Annotated in this window: 15 protein-coding genes; 6 read left to right on the forward strand and 9 right to left on the reverse strand. The window is 61.2% G+C overall.

Translation table 11 applies throughout. The features are described from left to right. Positions 1-10: 10 nt before the first annotated feature. Together I6E74_RS10210 and I6E74_RS14430 are read right to left on the reverse strand one after the other, a co-directional pair. Positions 11-1504 carry a hypothetical protein gene (locus I6E74_RS10210; protein ID WP_197125403.1) on the reverse strand — a complete coding sequence of 498 codons (1494 nt, stop codon included), beginning with the start codon at positions 1502-1504 and terminating at the stop codon, positions 11-13. Positions 1505-1557: 53 nt separating this feature from the next. After that, complete coding sequence (locus I6E74_RS14430) at positions 1558-3501, reverse strand: ABC transporter ATP-binding protein (RefSeq protein WP_231604982.1); 1944 nt, start codon at positions 3499-3501, stop codon at positions 1558-1560. Here I6E74_RS14430 and I6E74_RS10220 point away from each other — a divergent pair. The 5 genes from I6E74_RS10220 (at position 3494) to I6E74_RS10240 (ending at position 7528) form a co-directional block, all read left to right on the forward strand. Beyond that, entirely contained in the window at positions 3494-3919 is a 426-nt protein-coding gene (locus I6E74_RS10220) for a hypothetical protein (RefSeq protein WP_197125404.1), read from the forward strand. The genes I6E74_RS14430 and I6E74_RS10220 overlap by 8 nt on opposite strands. A 302-nt stretch (positions 3920-4221) precedes the next feature. Next, positions 4222-4914, forward strand: coding sequence for an NTP transferase domain-containing protein (locus I6E74_RS10225; protein WP_197107291.1), 693 nt, complete (start codon positions 4222-4224; stop codon positions 4912-4914). A 139-nt stretch (positions 4915-5053) separates the two neighbouring features. Continuing rightward, positions 5054-5854, forward strand: coding sequence for an ABC transporter permease (locus I6E74_RS10230; RefSeq protein WP_307784453.1), 801 nt, complete (start codon positions 5054-5056; stop codon positions 5852-5854). Then, positions 5854-6609 carry an ABC transporter ATP-binding protein gene (locus I6E74_RS10235; protein WP_197125405.1) on the forward strand — a complete coding sequence of 252 codons (756 nt, stop codon included), beginning with the start codon at positions 5854-5856 and terminating at the stop codon, positions 6607-6609. The genes I6E74_RS10230 and I6E74_RS10235 overlap by 1 nt, the downstream gene beginning before the upstream one ends. A gap of 76 nt (positions 6610-6685) precedes the next feature. Further along, positions 6686-7528: a hypothetical protein gene (locus tag I6E74_RS10240; protein ID WP_231601537.1), complete on the forward strand. Its 843-nt coding sequence runs from the start codon at positions 6686-6688 to the stop codon at positions 7526-7528. 5 nt (positions 7529-7533) lie between these two features. On the opposite strand, the gene I6E74_RS10245 is transcribed toward I6E74_RS10240, so the two are convergent. Then, positions 7534-8829: a CDP-glycerol glycerophosphotransferase family protein gene (locus I6E74_RS10245; RefSeq protein WP_197125406.1), complete on the reverse strand. Its 1296-nt coding sequence runs from the start codon at positions 8827-8829 to the stop codon at positions 7534-7536. Positions 8830-9020: 191 nt separating this feature from the next. Between I6E74_RS10245 and I6E74_RS10250 the strand changes: the two genes are divergently transcribed. Next, positions 9021-10955 carry a DEAD/DEAH box helicase gene (locus I6E74_RS10250; RefSeq protein WP_197125408.1) on the forward strand — a complete coding sequence of 645 codons (1935 nt, stop codon included), beginning with the start codon at positions 9021-9023 and terminating at the stop codon, positions 10953-10955. Positions 10956-11023: 68 nt separating this feature from the next. Here the strand turns inward: I6E74_RS10250 and I6E74_RS10255 are convergent, their stop codons facing one another. From I6E74_RS10255 to I6E74_RS10280, 6 genes are all read right to left on the reverse strand, one after another. After that, a complete protein-coding gene (locus I6E74_RS10255; protein ID WP_197125410.1) occupies positions 11024-11890 on the reverse strand; it encodes a glycosyltransferase family 2 protein in 867 nt (288 codons plus the stop codon). Next, the gene (locus I6E74_RS10260) at positions 11887-12705 is read right to left on the reverse strand and encodes a CDP-alcohol phosphatidyltransferase family protein (RefSeq protein WP_197125412.1); all 819 of its coding nucleotides are present in this window, start codon (positions 12703-12705) and stop codon (positions 11887-11889) included. Before I6E74_RS10260 ends, I6E74_RS10255 begins: the two co-directional genes overlap by 4 nt. A 4-nt stretch (positions 12706-12709) precedes the next feature. Then, positions 12710-13738 carry a glycosyltransferase family 2 protein gene (locus I6E74_RS10265; RefSeq protein ID WP_197125414.1) on the reverse strand — a complete coding sequence of 343 codons (1029 nt, stop codon included), beginning with the start codon at positions 13736-13738 and terminating at the stop codon, positions 12710-12712. A gap of 130 nt (positions 13739-13868) precedes the next feature. Continuing rightward, complete coding sequence (locus I6E74_RS10270) at positions 13869-15542, reverse strand: S1C family serine protease (RefSeq protein ID WP_197125415.1); 1674 nt, start codon at positions 15540-15542, stop codon at positions 13869-13871. Between the two features lie 163 nt (positions 15543-15705). After that, positions 15706-16521, reverse strand: a complete 816-nt coding sequence (locus I6E74_RS14435; protein ID WP_231604983.1) for a PKD domain-containing protein — start codon at positions 16519-16521, stop codon at positions 15706-15708. Further along, positions 16515-17063, reverse strand: coding sequence for a hypothetical protein (locus I6E74_RS10280; protein WP_197125416.1), 549 nt, complete (start codon positions 17061-17063; stop codon positions 16515-16517). Before I6E74_RS10280 ends, I6E74_RS14435 begins: the two co-directional genes overlap by 7 nt. Positions 17064-17132: the final 69 nt, after the last annotated feature.

Raw genomic sequence — 17132 nt, forward strand, 5'->3', positions numbered from 1 at the left:
ATGTGCTGGATCAGTTCTGTGAGGAGAGTGCGAGCAGTTCGGGGCCGCGGCGCACCATGATTCGTCCGCCCCAGTAGACGCCGATGACGAGCACGACAAGACCGACGGCCAAGCCGACGATGAAGGCTGCCCACTGTGGTTGCAGATCGGTGAAGGGGTTGAAGAAGACGACTCCCAAGACCGGCAGGCCGAATAGCACCGTGAATGCGAACGTGAACGATTGCACCGTGGCGGCGTTCGAGACGAGCGCTTGAGGTTGGATGAACGCACCGTGCCCTGGCAGTGGCGCCGCATAAGGGAAGGCGGCTGAGCTGACGCTGGAAACGCCGAGACCCGCAAAGAGTAGGCAGAGGCTGAGCCCGATGAGGCCGGGTAGCGATTCACCATTACCAACGATAAGTACCGTGAGGATACTGCCGACGACGGCGAGAGGGATGCCCACGAGCAGGTTGGGAACGATGCGCCCCCAGCGGTCGTCGGAGCCACGCGTGTGAGCCGAGACGTGGGTCCAGAGTGCGGTGTTGTCGTGAGCGACGTCGTTGTGGGCACTCCAGCCGAGGAAAAGGCACATGACGGGCACGGGAATCCACGCGATCACGTCGGCTCCGATGCCGCCGACGAGAAGAGCGGCAACCATGCCGATAGGAATGATGGGGATGGCGGCGAGTGCAACGAAGTAGCGTGCATCCCGAGCCCAGTAGCTGAGGCTTCGTGCCGCGATGGCGCCCAATGGGGTCGAGGGCATGAGACGGAACCAGCCGAGGCCCGAACGGTATGTTGCGACGGCACTGCGCTCAGGGCGAGAGAGCACGTAGCCCAGCAGGAAGTACCAGCACGCAGCGAGAACGATCAAAAAGCCGACCGCAATGGCGAGCTTGCCCAGAACGTCGCTGCTGTCTCCCGCTGCTGCGGAAGCCGGCGCGCTGAAGGCAACACCGAGGGGTGTCCATTCCATTACTGCGGCAACGCGGCGGATGGCCGGCAGGACTTGGGATTGGTAGTCGGCGAGAGCGAGCATGACGGCGATCGGCAGCGAGGCAACCACGAGCGCGATCGCGACGATGCCGAACCCTTCGCGCAAGCGTCTGGTGCTCAAGTAGCGGGCCGCGATGAGGCTGGCTAGGCGGGCTCCGACGATGGCCGTGACGAGAACGATGATTCCGGAGAGCACAGCGATAAGGGCGGATGCTGGATGCGCCGACCACGCGATTACTTGAGCGACGGCGAGCCCGGCAAGCATCACCGTGGGGATGCTTGCCGCTCCGGCGAGCAACAGCAGCAGCGCGAGGCGGATGCGAGTGACGGGCAGGTAGGAGAATCTGCGCGGGTCGAGTGGGTCATCCGCATTCCACCCGAGGGGCATCACGAGAAAGCCGAGCAGCGCTGCGGAGCCGAACACGACGAGCGTGGCGCCCGCAACTTCGGGGGTGGTGTTGCGCAGGTCGGCAACGGCGAGGATGGCCATTACGAACAGGACGGCGCTGTAGATCAGCACCAACCCCATGGCGGAGGCTACGAGCGGTCCTCGGCGAAACGCGTTCGCCAGGATGGTTAGTCTCAGTCGGAGAAACTGCTCAACCACTCGAGCCCTCCCCCACTGGAATTCTTGCCGGTCAACTGCACGAAGCGGTCTTCGAGCGACATTCCATTGCGCACTTCGTCGATGGTGCCGTCGGCGAGCAACCGTCCTTCGACAATGACGGCAACATGGCTGCAAACGCGTTGAACGAGTTCCATGCGGTGGCTGGAGAGTAGTACGGTGCCGCCGGCATCGACGTACTGCTTGAGGATGCGGGTGACCGTTGCCGCCGAAACGGGGTCAACCGATTCGAAGGGTTCGTCGAGTACGAGCAGGCGCGGCGAGTGAATCATTGCTGCGGCGAGAGCGACTTTCTTGAGCATCCCGGACGAGTAGTCGCTTACGAGGCGGCCCATGACGTCATCAAGGCCGAAGGCTGTGGCGAGGTCAGCGGAACGCTTGCGCACTTCGGTGGCGTCGAGTCCGCGCAGCACTCCCGAGTAGTAGAGCAGTTGCGAACCCGTGAGGCGGTCGAAGATGCGCAAGCGGTCGGGCAGCACACCGATGGAGCGTTTGGCGACTTCTGGTGATGCCCAGACGTCGACTCCGTTGACGGTGGCGCTTCCCGAGTCGGGGCGCAGCAGTCCGGTGATCATAGAGAGCGTTGTGGTTTTACCGGCACCGTTGGGGCCAACAATTCCGTAGAACACTCCCGCGCGCACGCTCAAGCGAATGTCATCGACAGCAACGGTGTCGCCGAAGCCCTTCGACAATCCGCTGACTTCCAAAACGACGTCCGTGGATGTCGCCTCGAGCCCGTGACCCACAGTGGCGTCGACCGCAACTAGGGCGTCGCTCGCAGCCACAGGTTCTAGCTCAGACTCTGTTGTGCCTTCGTCGGTGGGTTCCGCCTCGGCGGCTGCCGCGCGTTCCGGCGCGGGAGCCATCGGTGCCGCCACCGCGGTTTCGGACTCAGGTTCTGCGTTGTCGCCCGTGGCGCTCGTGGCTGCCGTGTCATCGGTGTCGGAGTCAGCGTCGACTTCGGCTTCGGCTTCGGCTTCGGCTTCGGCTTCGACTTTGGCTTTGGCTTGCTCAGCGTCAGCGCGATCCGCGTCCGTGATTTGGGCCTCAGGCTCGACATCAGCCTCAACGGACTTCCCTGCTTCAGCGTCCTCAGCATCGTCCGTCTCAGCGTCGCTCGCCGCAGCCTCAGTCTTGTCAAGCGCGGTCGTGACCGCTTCGGCTTCCTCGACTTCCGCCTTGTCAGCAGCGATCTGCTCCGCTTCCAGACGCCCCGCTTCAGCCTTCTCGGCTTCCGCGTTTTCGGCTTCAGCCTTTTCGGCTTCCGCGCGCTCGGCTTCTAGGCGCTCAGACTCAGCACGCTCAACCTCTGCACGTTCCGCTTCGCGTTCGTCTTCTTCGGCTTTCTCAGCCGCAGCCTTTTCGGCAGCAGCCTTCTCTGCCAGAGCCTTTTTCTCTGCTGCTTCTGCCGCGGGCGCAGCGAACTGTGAGGCAAGGGCACGCAGGCGTGCGAGCCCGGCAAGTACGGCATCCGGCTTCTCTGCAGAAACTGCTGCGGCAGGTTCGGCGTCCGCATCCGCATCCGCATCCGCATCCGCATCCGCATCTGCATCTGCATCTGCATCTGCATCAGCATCAGCATCAGCATCAGCATCAGCGGTGTCGATTACAGCATCGGCTCCGATTACAGCAGCGCCCGCAGCGGCGTCATTCTCAGCAGCGTCGCCGTCGATAGCGGCGTCCGCAACAGCCTCAACAGCGCCAATACCAGCGACTGCAGCCTCAGCAGTATCGGATTCATCGGTCGACACGGCATCGACTGCTTTTTCCGCCTCGGGCGTGGCTTCGACGGTCTCGGCGATCACAAGATCGTCAACGAGCGCCTCGACGTTGACCACTTCGACAGCATCCGAGTCGGGCGCAGTCGTCTCGGGCGCAATCGTCTCCGACGCAGTGGGCATCGGCGCAGTTGGCTTGGGTGCGGTGGGTTTTGGCGCGGTCGGCTTCGGCGCCGTCGAGCTTCGAGTCGCTTGGCTCTTCGTCGCGGGAGCCTTAGCGGCACTCGACTTCGCAGCACTGGTTTTCGACGCAGTGGTCTTCGCGGCACTCGACTTCGCGGCACTCGACTTCGCGGCACTCGACTTCGCAGCAGCGCGTTTCGGTGCGGCCGGTGTCGGCTTATCGGAAGTCGACTTGCCTGCGGCACTCTTTACCGTCGTCGGCGACGGTTTCGGAGCAATCGGCGATTCGCCAGTAGACGCATCAACGCCCGTTACAGCACTTGTAGTGCGGGCAGGCGTCTTGCGAGCAGCGGGCTTCTTGGCGGCAGGTTTACGAGTAGCAGGAGTTGCTGGCTTGGCGGTAGACGATTTTGCTTGAGAACCACGGGCCGTTGCCGGCTTCCGGGTGCTGCTCGCGGGCTTCGTTACCGGCGTTTCAACAGACTTCGTGCCCTCGTCGGGTGTTTGGGCGTTTTCCACTGTCCAAACCTACCAATCAGATGCGCAGAGAATGAGCCTGCATCACAAATAGGCAACAACCCTCCAAAATCTATGGAGTTCTCGGCCGACACAGTTAGCCTGACTATCGCACAACGGTGTGTCGTTTTTTCCAATCTCGGGTTAACAGTAGGTAAATCATGAACCTTGAACCCGAGCCCCAGAACTACTGAGGAGACCACCATGACTACACAGGTCGTAATTTTAGCTGCCGGAATGGGCAGCCGTTTGGGCCGCTCGTTGCCGAAGCCGCTTACTGAGCTCAGCGATGGCCGCACCATCATGCAGCAGCAGTTCGACAACATCCGTCACGCTTTCGGCAACAACGCCAAAGTCACGATCGTTGTTGGCTACAAGCTTGAGCACATCATCGAAGCATTCCCTGAGGCATCGTTCGTCTACAACGAGCAGTACGACCAGACCAATACCTCGAAGAGCCTCATGCGTGCACTGCAGGCATCCGCTCCTGGTGGAGTTCTCTGGATGAACGGCGACGTTGTCTTCGACCCGACCGCTCTTGAGCGTGCCGCCGCCATGGTTGCTCGCGACCAGTCGTTCGTTAGCGTCAACACCGCGAAGGTCTCTGACGAAGAAGTCAAGTACACGACCGACGCTGAGGGCTACATCAAGGAACTCTCCAAGACCGTCAAGGGCGGACTGGGCGAGGCCGTTGGCATCAACTACATTTCGCGCGACGCCAAAGCAACGCTGGTACGTCACCTCAAGAAGGTTGGCGACCAGGACTACTTCGAGCGCGGCATTGAGCTCGCTATTGAAGAGGATCGCTTGCTCATCGAACCTGTCGACATTTCTGACCTGTACGCCATCGAGGTGGACTTCGCTGAAGACCTCGAGCGTGCCAACCTCTTCGTCTAGAAAAAGTTCGGCGCTAAGCGCCCGCCACTATGCCCGTCCGCACCTCGTGCGAGGCGGGCATAGTGCGTAAAGAGAGGGAAAATTCCCTCTCAATCGATCGCATGCAGATGTTTCCCAAATTGGCACCTAATATAGGGGCGTGGCGAACACAGCATTGAAACGACCCTCTTGGTCCCCTCTTACCCGATACCGTCGCACTCTCTGGTTGCTCACCGTGCGCGACCTCCGCGTGCGTTACTCAACGTCCGCTCTTGGCTACGTGTGGTCAATTCTTGACCCTCTAGTTATGGCGGGCATCTATTGGTTTGTCTTCACAGAGATTTTTGAACGGACTGTAGGCGAGAAGCCCTACATTGTGTTCTTGCTCTCCGCGATGTTGCCGTGGATGTGGTTCAACGGAGCCGTGGCAGACTCTACGCGCGCCTATCTGCGTGAGTCCAAGCTCATCCGGTCCACCAACATCCCTCGCACCATCTGGGTCGCACGACTCGTGCTCTCAAAGGGGATCGAGTTTCTTGCCAGCATTCCAGTTATTGCCTTCTTTGCCATTGTCAACGGTGCCGAGTTGCATTGGGAAGCCGTGTACTTCGTTCTGGCCATAGTGATTCAGGCAATCCTGACGATGGGTGTCGGGCTGATTGTTGCGCCTCTAGTCGTGTTCTTCCGCGACCTCGAACGCGCGACTAAGCTTGCCCTGAGGTTCCTCTTCTATGCCTCGCCGATCATCTATGGGCTTCCCGATTTGGGGAAACTAGGGCTCGAACGCTTAGCCGCGTTCAACCCTCTCGCCGGAATCTTCTCGCTCTACCGGTCAGCGTTCTTCCCCGATCAGCTCAACTGGTACGCCGTGTTGATCGCTGCGATCATGAGCTGCATCGTCATGGTCATCGGAATACTCGTCTTTGCGCGTACCGAACGCGCCGTGCTGAAGGAAATTTAATGGGTGACAACCACGTAATCCGGGTTGACGATGCCGGCATCCGGTTTCGACTTCACCGACGTTCACGCAGCAATTTTAAGGATCTCTTCGCTGGCCGCAAACGCCGCGCTCGCTCTGACGAGTTCTGGGCGCTGCGAAACGTCAGTTTCAATGTAAAAGCCGGAGAAGCGATCGGAGTCGTTGGCCGCAATGGCCAAGGCAAATCAACACTTCTGAAGCTAGTGGCCGAAGTGATCTTGTCTGATGAAGGCAGCGTGTCCGTCGACAAAGGAGTCGCTCCACTCATCGAAATCACTGGTGGCTTCGTTGGTGATTTGACGGTGCGCGAAAACGTGTATCTGACCGCAGGTCTCCACGGTATGACGAAGCACGAGATTAACGAACGTTTCGACGAAATCATCGACTTCGCTGAAATCGAACTCTTTCTTGACACGCCCTACAAACATCTCTCGAGCGGCATGAAGGTGCGCATCGCATTCGCCGTGATTTCTCGCCTCGAAGAGCCGATCCTTTTGGTAGATGAAGTACTCGCGGTCGGAGATAAAGCCTTCCGCGAAAAATGCTATCGCCGCATTGAGGATCTCCTTGAGAGCGGACGCACGCTATTCTTCGTTTCCCATAACGAACGTGATCTGCGTCGCTTCTGTACTCGCGGTCTCTACCTCGACAAGGGTGAGTTAGTCCTCGACGGCCCCATCGATGATGTGCTCGCTCATTACAACTCGGACTACGGGATTAAAAGTAGAAAACCCTGACAGCCAACGTCACGGTTGCTCAACGGCTGCCCAGCTCCCGGGGTGCCGCCAGAGTTCCTCAGGTACGGTTAAAAGTATGGCTAAGAGCGAAGTGAGCACCTCCCACCCCATGGTGGTGCGCGGAATCGACCGGGTGCTCACCGTGCAGCGTCCCGTCGTATTGGCCCACATCCGCAGCATCCGTCGCAGCAAACTACACGCGACTCCGGATGAGATTATTGCCGTTCTGGAGCGCCGCTACCTAGCCGCCGTCACCACCGGTGGCGCCCTCGTCGGGGCGAGTGCCGCCATCCCCGCCGTCGGCACCGGAACCTCGCTCGCGCTCTCGAGTGTTGAGACCGCCGGGTTTCTTGAGGCCAGCGCGCTCTTTGCTCAATCGGTCACTGAAGTGCACGGCATCGTCGTCGATGACCCCGACCGCGCACGCGCGCTCGTCATGACAATGGTGCTCGGCACCGCCGGCAGCGACCTCGTGAAACAACTGGCCGCTCAAGCCAGCGGCACCGGCGTTGCACGCTCGGCCTATTGGGGCGAAACCCTTGCCAAAGGCCTGCCGACCACGCTCATGGGACCGATAGCGGACCGAATCAAGCACACCTTCCTCAAACGGTATGCAGCCGCCCAAGGAACCAACATCGTGGGTCGCCTCATGCCCTTCGGCATTGGAGCGGTGATCGGCGGTGGCGGGAACAACATTCTGGGCCGCCAGATTATTCGCTCAGCGCGCCAAGGCTTTGGGCCGGCACCGGCAACGCTGCCGTCGTGGCTTGAGCCCGTGATTGCGCTCCCTAAGGCAGCCAAGACGCCGAAGGTGCGCGGCGAACGTAAGAAGCTACCGACGCTACCCAAGTTGCCGCAACTGCCACAGCGACGCAAACGCCAAGGATGGGTTGAGCTCGAGAGCGACGACCAGCCCTAGATCAGCTATTCAACGGACGGAGACTCGTCGTCGTCGTCATCCTCAAAAGGATCTGCTTCGCTCGACGGTCGATCGCCAATGTGCAACTGGGCGTGCCGGTGCCACAGCGCCACCAGCGACTCAACGGCCTCGTGGAAGCGGGCAGTCGCGGCACCAGGAGTGGTGTCACCGAAGTGACGCTCAGCCCAATAGCCGAGGCGTTCCTTCGCCTCAGTGTCGAACTGCACGCGCTCGGCGATCGAGAGGATGTCACCGGCCTGGTCGGCGAGTAACCACTCGCATGCTCCGAGGTAGCCGCCCTCATCGATGTCAGCCTGCTCGGAGAGCGGACGCGTGACGATGAGCGGTTTGCCGGTCGCGAGCCGGTCATAGACCATCGCCGAGACGTCAGTGATGGCGACATCCGCTGCAACCAGCTGCCACCCCATTTCTTTGCCGTCATCGTAAATGTGCTGCACCGATGGGTCAGTCTCGTTAGCCTCGGCAATCGCAGCGATGATCGCGATATTGGCGCGCTTGTATTCAGGGTCTACAACACCACTGCGGGGGTGCGGGCGATAAATCAGGCGGTGCTTGTCGCTCGCGAGAACTGCGTTCGTCAAGGCAACGCCATGACTGGCTACGGAACCGTAGGCGGCAGCGTCGCGATCGCCCTCCCACGTCGGGGCGTAGAGCACGACGGTGCGGTCGTCTGGCGTGTAGGGCAGCTCTCCGGCGAAATGGTCGGCCTGGGGGCGCCCAATCGGGATTGCCTTCTTGGTGACGTCGAAATCCCAGAGTTTGTAGCTCAAACGATCGAGCGCGGCATCCCCGGCCACAAGGCTGAAATCATAGGCCTTGAACTGATTTGTCGTCATGTACATCTTGTCGCTCTCACCGTGGTTGATGAAAACGTGCCACATGTGGCCGTAGCGGAACATCTGGAAGTTTTTGGCGTTCTGGTTGACGTAGAAGATGATCTTCAACGGTTGCTCGGCCACAAACTGCTCAAGCTCAGAAACTCGACGCAAATACGCGGTGGGAACCGGCGCTTCATCCCACAACGCCAGCACTGAACTCGGTGACCGCGAAATAATCGCTACCGGAAAACTCTTCGAGAGCTCGGCTAGCGGGGCATACCACTGCCGCATTTGGTAAAGATTGACCTTGGTATCAGCGAAGTAGACCGCGATGCTCACTGAACCAGGAACGGGCAGCGGATGCTCGTCCATGAGGTTCGCCACACGACGCCGATTACGGCGAGAGCGCAACATTGAGCGCGCCACCTTGCGTGCTGTTATGAAGTCTTTCAGTAGCGCCATGGTCACAATCAAATCATCGGAGGGTCGATACAACGCCTCACCTGCCGCACCGTTATCGAGCCGATGCTGATCCAACGGCAGGTGGTTGGACCGCTGTTTCGATAGTACCTGCCCTCCCCTCGGAGGCTCCTACCCGGCGAGACCGCTGAGAACCGCAGGATTTTGGGGATTATAGAGGTACGATTGATAGAATGACCGATTCTGATTCAACCGCACCGTCTGATACCACCGAGACCGCGATCACTTTCTCCGACCTCGCTCTCAGCGATGCGGTATTGAAAGCGGTTCGTGACATTGGCTACGAGACGCCTTCGGCTATCCAAGCAGCCACTATTCCTACTCTTCTGGAAGGGCGCGACGTAGTCGGCCTGGCCCAGACCGGCACGGGAAAGACCGCAGCCTTCGCGCTGCCGATTCTCTCGCGCCTCGATGTATCCCAGAGCAAGCCACAAGCGCTCGTGCTCTCCCCCACTCGCGAGCTCGCGTTGCAGGTGTGTGAGGCGTTCGAGAAGTACGCCACCCACATGCGTGGCGTGCACGTGCTCCCCGTTTACGGCGGGCAGGCCTACGGCGTTCAGCTGTCGGCCCTGCGCCGCGGCGTTCACGTTGTAGTCGGTACCCCCGGCCGCATCATGGACCACCTCGCCAAGGGCACCCTCGACCTCTCCGAGCTCAAGTACCTGGTTCTCGATGAGGCCGACGAAATGCTCAAGATGGGCTTCGCCGAAGACGTTGAGACGATCCTCGCCGATACCCCTGACGACAAGCAGGTTGCGCTCTTCTCCGCGACGATGCCGGCACAGATCCGCCGCATCTCCAAGAAGTACCTGAACAACGCCGAAGAAATTACGGTCAAGTCACAGACCACCACCTCAGCAAACACGAGCCAGCGATACCTCGTCGTCTCGTACCCGCAAAAGGTCGATGCGCTCACCCGCATCCTTGAGGTCGAAAACTTCGAGGGAATGATCGTCTTCGTTCGCACCAAGAGCGAAACCGAAAACTTGGCTGAGAAGCTGCGCGCCCGTGGGTACTCGGCCGCCGCCATCAGCGGTGACGTGGCTCAGGCTCAGCGCGAGCGCACCGTCAACCAACTCAAGTCCGGCAAGCTCGACATCCTCGTAGCCACCGACGTTGCAGCTCGTGGACTCGACGTTGACCGCATCAGCCACGTCGTGAACTTCGACATCCCCGTCGACACCGAGTCGTACGTGCACCGCATTGGTCGCACGGGCCGCGCCGGTCGCAGCGGTTCGGCTATCAGCTTCGTCACTCCTCGCGAGCGTCGACTGCTGACCGCCATCGAGAAGGCCACGCGCCAGCCGCTCACTCAGATGCAGCTTCCTTCGGTTGAAGACGTCAACTCCACGCGACTCACTCGCTTTGACGACGCCATCACTGAAGCGCTCAACCAGCAGCCGCGCATTTCAGCCTTCCGCGACATCATCGCTCACTACGTTGAACACCACGATATTCCTGAAGCGGATGTTGCAGCCGCTCTTGCCGTTGTAGCCCAGGGCGAGACTCCCCTGTTGCTGTCGGCAGAAGAGGAACGCGCCCAGCGCTTCATCGAACGTGATGACCGCAAGGCACGCACCGATCGCCCCGAGCGTGGCGGAGAACGCGGCGGAGATCGTGGCGACCGCCCCGAGCGTCGCCCCCGTTCGACCAAGCCGATGGCTGCCTACCGCATTGAGGTCGGCAAGCGTCAGCGCGTTGAGCCCCGCCAGATCGTTGGCGCTCTCGCCAACGAGGGTGGTCTCAGCCGCGACGACTTCGGTCACATTCAGATTCGACCGGACTTCTCGCTCGTCGAGTTGCCCGCCGACATGTCGAAAGATGTGTTGGAACGACTGCGCGACACCCGCATCAGCGGCAAGCTGATCGAGATCGCTCCCGACCGCAAGGCAAACGGCGGCGGCGCGCGAGGCGGAGACGGCAAGTACCCCAGCCGCGATCGCTCATTCGAGGGTGGCGCCCGCGCCAACCGCGAACGTGAAGAATCACGCGGCTACAACAACCGCGATTCTGCACCCCGGAACGACGCCGGTCGCGACAACACATCGCGCGACAGTGGCAATCGCTACGAAGACCGTCCGACGCGCAAGCCTCGTACCAAGTACTAAATCCACACCGACGAACGGCGTTCTGCGAAAGCAGGGCGCCGTTCGTGCGTTAACGCGAGCGGGTTGGGTTAGATCACTGGAGGGCGTCCGGCACGCGCCATCCGCGCCACGGTCGCCCAGCCTATGCTTCGGCGGCCGCCGGGGTTCTCTCGCCAACCAGCAAACCAGCCACCCCACCAGGCACGCATGCCCACCGGGTTCTTCGCTGCACGCAGGACCTGAATTGCGGTCCAGCTGGCAACATAGATTGGCACTAACAGCACCGGCAGGTTGCGCTTGGCCAACCAGACCCGGTTGCGGGCATTGAGGCGGTAGTAGTAGCTGTGGCGCGCCGGATCGATTGCCGGATGGTTCGCCACCAAGTTTCCGGCGTACCAAGCGCGTTTACCGGCACCCCACACTCGCCAGGCGAGCTCTATGCCTTCGTGGGCATAGAAGTAGGGATCGCCCCACCCACCGATCTCGTCGAAGAGTGGACGCGGCATCAACACGGCGCCCTCCCAGACGGAAAACACATCACTCGGATGCCGCGGGTCGCCCTTGCGAATGCGCGGAATCCAGCGTCGCGGGTTCTCTTTGCCCTCAGCATCCTCTACGCGCGGCTGCAGCAACCCAATGCTCGGGTCAGCCTGCATGATCTCGACAGCGTCGCTGAGGAACGTCGGTGACGGGATGCTTGCATCGTCGTCGAGGAAGAAAATCCAGTCACCCTGCACGTGCTCGACACCGCGATTGCGGCCCGCGGGAATGCCCAGGTTGGCGTCGAGGTGAAGGCCGCGTACGGCATCCGGAAGCCCCGTTGGGTTCCAGCCATTGCCCACCACGATGATGTCGAGTTCAACGCCCTTCTGCGCCTGCAGCGAGGCAAGGCCGCGCGCGAGGTCGTCGGGGCGCTTTCCTTGAGTTAGAGAAACGACGCCGATGCGGTGAGTCATGAGCGAACGCGTTTGGACGCCATGATGGCCACAAAATGACCGCCGAGCGCGAGAAGTGCGAGCGGCAGCAGAATGAGCAGCACGGTGCGCTCTGCGGCCAATGCAGGTACGAAGAGCGCAATGATGGCCGTTGCGAACGCGATCATTGTGAGCTCAACCGAGTGGTACAAGCGGTGGAACGGAACGAAGCGAGCGAGGCGACGAAGTTTCGCCACGACGCTATGGCTCGGCACCGCCTCACCCTTGCGGTCGCTGAGCTTGTCGAGGCCGGCATTGGCTCGGGCAACGTGCACCATGTCGTTGAGCGCCTTGTTGAGCACAATGATGAGGGCAAGGGCGAAACCGGCAGTGGTCCACGCGAAATCGGCCGGAAAATCGAGGGGCCAGCCGGCGGCGCGGAGGCCCAAGGCAATCGGAATGAGCGCTTCTGTGCTGTAGTGCCCAACCTTGTCGAGGAACACCCCTGCTGGCGAACGTGTATTGCGCCAGCGAGCAACTTCACCATCGCTGCAGTCAACGAGCATCTGTAGTTGCCCCAGGATGAGGGCGAGAGCAGCACCCGTCATGCCGGGGATGAGCAACGCGGCGGCCGTGAGCCAACCGGTGAGGATCATGAGCCCGGTGACGCCGTTGGCGCTGATAGACGTTTTGAGGAGCATCCACGTGAGGTACGGGGAAATATCGCGCAGGTAGAGCGATGCCGTCCAGTGTTCCGCGTTTGCTCGCAGTCGCACCTCTGGGGGTTGCGTCACTTCGCGCAATTGGGCGATGCTTTCGGGGCGCGTAGCGGGCTGCGGTGATGTGTGAGGAGACACGGTCTTACCTTCCCGTATGCGCAGTGATGTTCTTGGTGAGTTTCAGGAATCCGAGAATGAAGCCGCTGCCCCAGCCAAAGTGGATACAGGGAAGCACGATCAGATACCAAAGACCTGATCTTAACCCGTCTTTCGCCCCAGCAACAGCAGCTGCGGCGATAACGAACAGCACATAGACGGCTGGCGCAGCGTACGCGACGGCCAACCAACCGGTGCCCGTAATGCTCGCGAGGATTCCGAGGATAAGGCCGACGACTGTGCCGAGCACCGCCAACGGTGGCACGAAGTATCGCAGCGAGTTTGCCGTGCCGAAACGGCGAGCGAGCTCACCGCGCCAGATACCGGTGGCCACGAACTGACGGATGAGCGTGCGCAGGTTCGACCGCGGCCGGTAGACAACTTCGAGTTCAGGAGTGAACCAGACTGTTCCGCCAGTCGCGCGCAGACGACGGTTCAGCTCCCAGTCCTGGCCACGCTTGATGTCTTCATCGAAGAGGCCGACCTCGACGAGGCGTTCACGCTGGAAAACGCCAAGGTAGGCGGTATCCGCGGGGCCTTCTTTGCCGCCCGTGTGGTGTTGGGTGCCGCCGAGGCCTTCAGGCGAACCGTAGGCGTGAGCGACGGCCCGTTCGAAAGGCGTGCGGCCTTGAGCTTTCATGATGCCGCCAACGTTGTCGGCACCGGTGCGCTCAAGGGTATCGACCGCGACCCGGGTGTAGTTGGTGGGCAATACAGAGTGCGCATCGACCCGAACCACAATCGGATAGGTCGAGGCGCGGATGGCGGCGTTGAGCCCGCCCGGAGTAGAACCAAGTTCGTTGGTGATGTGACGGATGCGCGGATCAACCCGCGCCATTTCGTCGATGACAGCATTGGTACCATCCACGCTCGGCCCCAGCGCGAGCACGATCTCGAAGGGTCCCTCGTAATCTTGCGCGGTGAGGCTGTCGACGGCAGCCTCGATATGTTCAACTTCGTTGAGCACGGGCATCACGTACGACACACCAGTGAGGGCTTGAGCCTTCTTTGCCATGGGTTCCAATACGTCGGGCCGAGTTGTCGATAGAGCTTATCGCGAAGGGCGCGAATTGCGGTGGTTACACACGTATGCGGCGCACGCAGGCTTGAAAGCCTGTGCACGCCGCATACGTGGTTGTTCGGTGTTACTGGAGAGCACCGAGAGTGACGTCGACGGAGTATCCCTTACCGTCACGGACGTAGGTCAAGGGAACGCTTTCACCGGCCGCGTATGCTCGCACCTGGGCGGTGAGGTCGGTCTTGTTGGTGATGGGCAGTCCATCGAAGCCGGTGACGATGTCGCCGATCTGGAGTCCGGCATCCGCTGCTGCTCCACCGTCAGAGATGCCGACGATGCTCGCGCCGACTACTTCAGCGTCGCTCTGGGCGGGGTCGTCGGTGACGTCAGCGACGGATGCTCCGAGGAGGCCGTGCGTTGCCGTTCCGGTTTCGAGGATCTCGTTAGCGACGCGGCTCGCGACGTTCGAGGGAATCGCGAAGCCAACACCGATGCTGCCCTCGTTGCCGCCGGAGGATGCGATGGCCACGTTGATGCCGATGAGTTCTCCATCGGAGTTCAACAGTGCACCACCAGAGTTGCCGGGGTTGATAGCAGCATCCGTCTGGATGACGGCGAGAGCGACCGAGGCCTGCGCTGCTGAGCTTTGGCCGTTGCCTTGACCGTTTTCGCCGAAAAGGTCGAAGTTCCAGAGGTCTTGGTCGCCGCTGTCGCCGGGGGCTTCAGGGCTCGTTTCAGGGTCTTCGGGCAGCGCCGAGGAGGCAATCGTGATACTGCGGTTGAGCGCGCTCACGATTCCGCTGGTGACGGTGCCGGAGAGTCCGAGCGGTGCACCGATCGCTACGGTGCTGTCGCCAACGTTGAGTTCACTCGAGTCGGCGATCGTGATGAAAGGCATGTCGCTGACATCATCGATGTGAATAACCGCGATGTCAGAGATGGCGTCGAAGCCGACGACCGTTGCCGAAAGGAGGCGTCCGTCGCTTGTGGTGACCGTGACGGTGGGGTCAGCAACTTCGCCGTCAAGGGTCACAACGTGAGCGTTGGTGATGACGTTGCCGTCTTCGCTGATGATCACGCCGGATCCGCTTCCGCCAGCGTTCTGCCCGGTTACGTTGATCGTGACGATCGCCGGCGCTGACTTGGCAACCACCGAGGTGACGAGCGTTGCATTACCGGGGTCGTTGACGGTGATGGATGCGGGGCTCGCGGTGCCGCTGACGGCTGACGTGGCTTGATTTCCCAAAGCCCACAGCGTGACGCCTGCACCGGATGCACCGCCGAGGAGCGCGACGATGGCGAATCCGGCGACGAGGCCGAGAGTCATGCGGGGCTTCTTTTTAGGTGCGGCAGATTCCGCGGCTGCTGCCGCTGGAACTGCTGCAGGGCCGAAGCTTGCGCCGGAGTGGGCGTCTGCCGCTACCGCTGCGGCTGCGGCTGGGGCTGCGGCTGCATCCGCCTGCATGGTGGGCACTGTGGGCGCCGATGATGTGACGGGCTCAGCAGGTGCGCTTGGAGCCGCAGCGTTTGCGGCGATCGCGGTGCCTGCAACGGGCGGGGTTTCCACCGGGGCGGCACTGGGTGCGGCTTCGGCGGAGGAAGTCTGGGTGGGCGTGCTGTCGACGCCGGCGGGAGTTTCCGCGGTGTTCGCTGCTGCGGCCGTTTCCGCAGTGTTAGCTGCGACGCGAGACGCTTCACCCTGAGGTGCTGTCTCGGGGGTGCTGGCTGGGGTGCTGTTTTGTTCGGGTGTTACATCTTCGGGTGTTACATCGGGGGTGGGTTCTTCGGGGACCTGAGTCATGGTGTGCTCCTTTCAGCGATGCAAGCTTCCATCGCTAACCTGTGCATTCTATTTAGGTCTGCTGTGGGTGGGCTGCGCGGTGGAAATGAGTTGGCCTAGCCACCGAGCTGGTAGCCCGGTTTCGTGGCGTTTTTGTTCTGCGTTGGGTTGGTGCTCGAGAGGGTTAGCAGCCGATGCCAGCGGGATTGGCGATGCAGTCTTGGTCGACGAGGACTGTGGTGGCGTGCCCCGCAGTTGCCGTCAGGGGCGGTGCGACGATGGTGAGGGTGCCGACGACGTTTTGCCAGCTGCTGCCAGCAACGCGGTATTCGGCCGCGTAGGTGACGGCGAGCGTGATCGTGTAGTTGCCTGATTCTTCGAACACGTGACTGGTGGGGGTTGGATCGAATTCTGCGATCTTGTTTTTGGCCCACGTCTTGCCGGGAGTGCCGAGGCTGGCGGTGGTGCCGTCGCCGTAGTCCCAGCCGTAGGCGATGGGGGTGAAGCGCACTTGCGCGGTGTCGCCAAAGAGAGTGCCGTCAACAGTGTGGGCGGATGTGTTGGCGTAGAAGTTGGTGTCGAGGCCGACGATCATCCACTGGTTGGGTTGCATGCCTGCGGTGGGTGGTTGTGGGCGAAAAGCAGCGATGTCGGTGATGCTGAGCGGCCCGGTGGCGTCTGTCGCCTTCGGAGGCGGCGTGCCGATGACTTTGCAACCTAGCGGCACCCCTTCGCCGCAGCGAAGGTTCACGATGGGTTCGACTGCGCTCTCGTAATACGTCCCCTCGGCGTCACCCGTTCCGCCCTCGGAGCCTCCCGAAGCAGGTTCCTCTCGCGTTGCCCCGAGCTCGACCGTGCTCTCACCGACTTCTGCCTGTGGACAGCCACCCGAGAGCTTTCCAGCAAGCGTGCAATCGGGGGCGGACGTTTGCCAGGGGCCAGCCAGTGCACCAGCAACGAGCAGGAACGCTGCTGGAAGCAACGCAAATTTGGTCAGCAACTATCGCCCCACGGGTCTCGATCCGAGACGAGCAGCGCTCCCAAAGCGACGGAGTAGTCGAAAGTGACCTGCGCAAGTTCAGTTGAAAACGCTTCGTCGGTCACGCGCGAACCGTCCTCATTCACCAGATAAACATCTGACAAGTCTTCGCACACGTACACAACAAGGATCTCGCGAAGCGATCCATCAGTTGAGTAGCGCTGGAGTTTGGTCTGGTCGAACGTCACTTCCCCTACGCTTCGTGTTCCTGCATCCGCAAGTCGAGTATGCGACTCAATCAGACTCGCGAGTTCGGCCCCGGTCGCTACCGTGGCCAGGAGATCTTCATCGACAATGCTGTCGTTGAGATGCGTGTTGATGACGCTCACGTAATCCGCATAGGCAGCCTCGGCCGCGGCGAGCGCTTCTTCGTCGGTCGCGTAGGGGGCAACGAAGGTCGCGGTGGGTTCGGGCGAGGTGATGGCATCGGAGGGCGTGCATCCGCTCAGCACAGCTAAGAGGAGCACGCCAACCGACGCACGTACGAGGTTCGGTAGCCGCATACATCGACGCTAGGCATCCGCCACGATCGGGGCACTCGACTTTCCACAGCCAAAAGCAGAAACAGCCCC

Origin of the sequence: Salinibacterium sp. SWN139 (genome assembly GCF_015864625.1) — a bacterium.
In the GTDB taxonomy this organism is placed as follows: domain Bacteria; phylum Actinomycetota; class Actinomycetes; order Actinomycetales; family Microbacteriaceae; genus Rhodoglobus.

What these genes read in the sequence shown, in the direction of transcription:
- I6E74_RS10210 (WP_197125403.1), bottom strand. Translation starts at nt 1,504, where the DNA reads ATGGGGTTGGTGCTGATCTACAGCGCCGTCCTGTTCGTAATGGCCATC.
- I6E74_RS14430 (WP_231604982.1), bottom strand. Translation starts at nt 3,501, where the DNA reads ATGCCCACTGCGTCGGAGACGATTGCGCCCGAGACGACTGCGCCCGAC.
- I6E74_RS10225 (WP_197107291.1), top strand. Translation starts at nt 4,222, where the DNA reads ATGACTACACAGGTCGTAATTTTAGCTGCCGGAATGGGCAGCCGTTTG.
- I6E74_RS10235 (WP_197125405.1), top strand. Translation starts at nt 5,854, where the DNA reads ATGGGTGACAACCACGTAATCCGGGTTGACGATGCCGGCATCCGGTTT.
- I6E74_RS10240 (WP_231601537.1), top strand. Translation starts at nt 6,686, where the DNA reads ATGGCTAAGAGCGAAGTGAGCACCTCCCACCCCATGGTGGTGCGCGGA.
- I6E74_RS10245 (WP_197125406.1), bottom strand. Translation starts at nt 8,829, where the DNA reads ATGGCGCTACTGAAAGACTTCATAACAGCACGCAAGGTGGCGCGCTCA.
- I6E74_RS10250 (WP_197125408.1), top strand. Translation starts at nt 9,021, where the DNA reads ATGACCGATTCTGATTCAACCGCACCGTCTGATACCACCGAGACCGCG.
- I6E74_RS10255 (WP_197125410.1), bottom strand. Translation starts at nt 11,890, where the DNA reads ATGACTCACCGCATCGGCGTCGTTTCTCTAACTCAAGGAAAGCGCCCC.
- I6E74_RS10265 (WP_197125414.1), bottom strand. Translation starts at nt 13,738, where the DNA reads ATGGCAAAGAAGGCTCAAGCCCTCACTGGTGTGTCGTACGTGATGCCC.
- I6E74_RS10270 (WP_197125415.1), bottom strand. Translation starts at nt 15,542, where the DNA reads ATGACTCAGGTCCCCGAAGAACCCACCCCCGATGTAACACCCGAAGAT.
- I6E74_RS10280 (WP_197125416.1), bottom strand. Translation starts at nt 17,063, where the DNA reads ATGCGGCTACCGAACCTCGTACGTGCGTCGGTTGGCGTGCTCCTCTTA.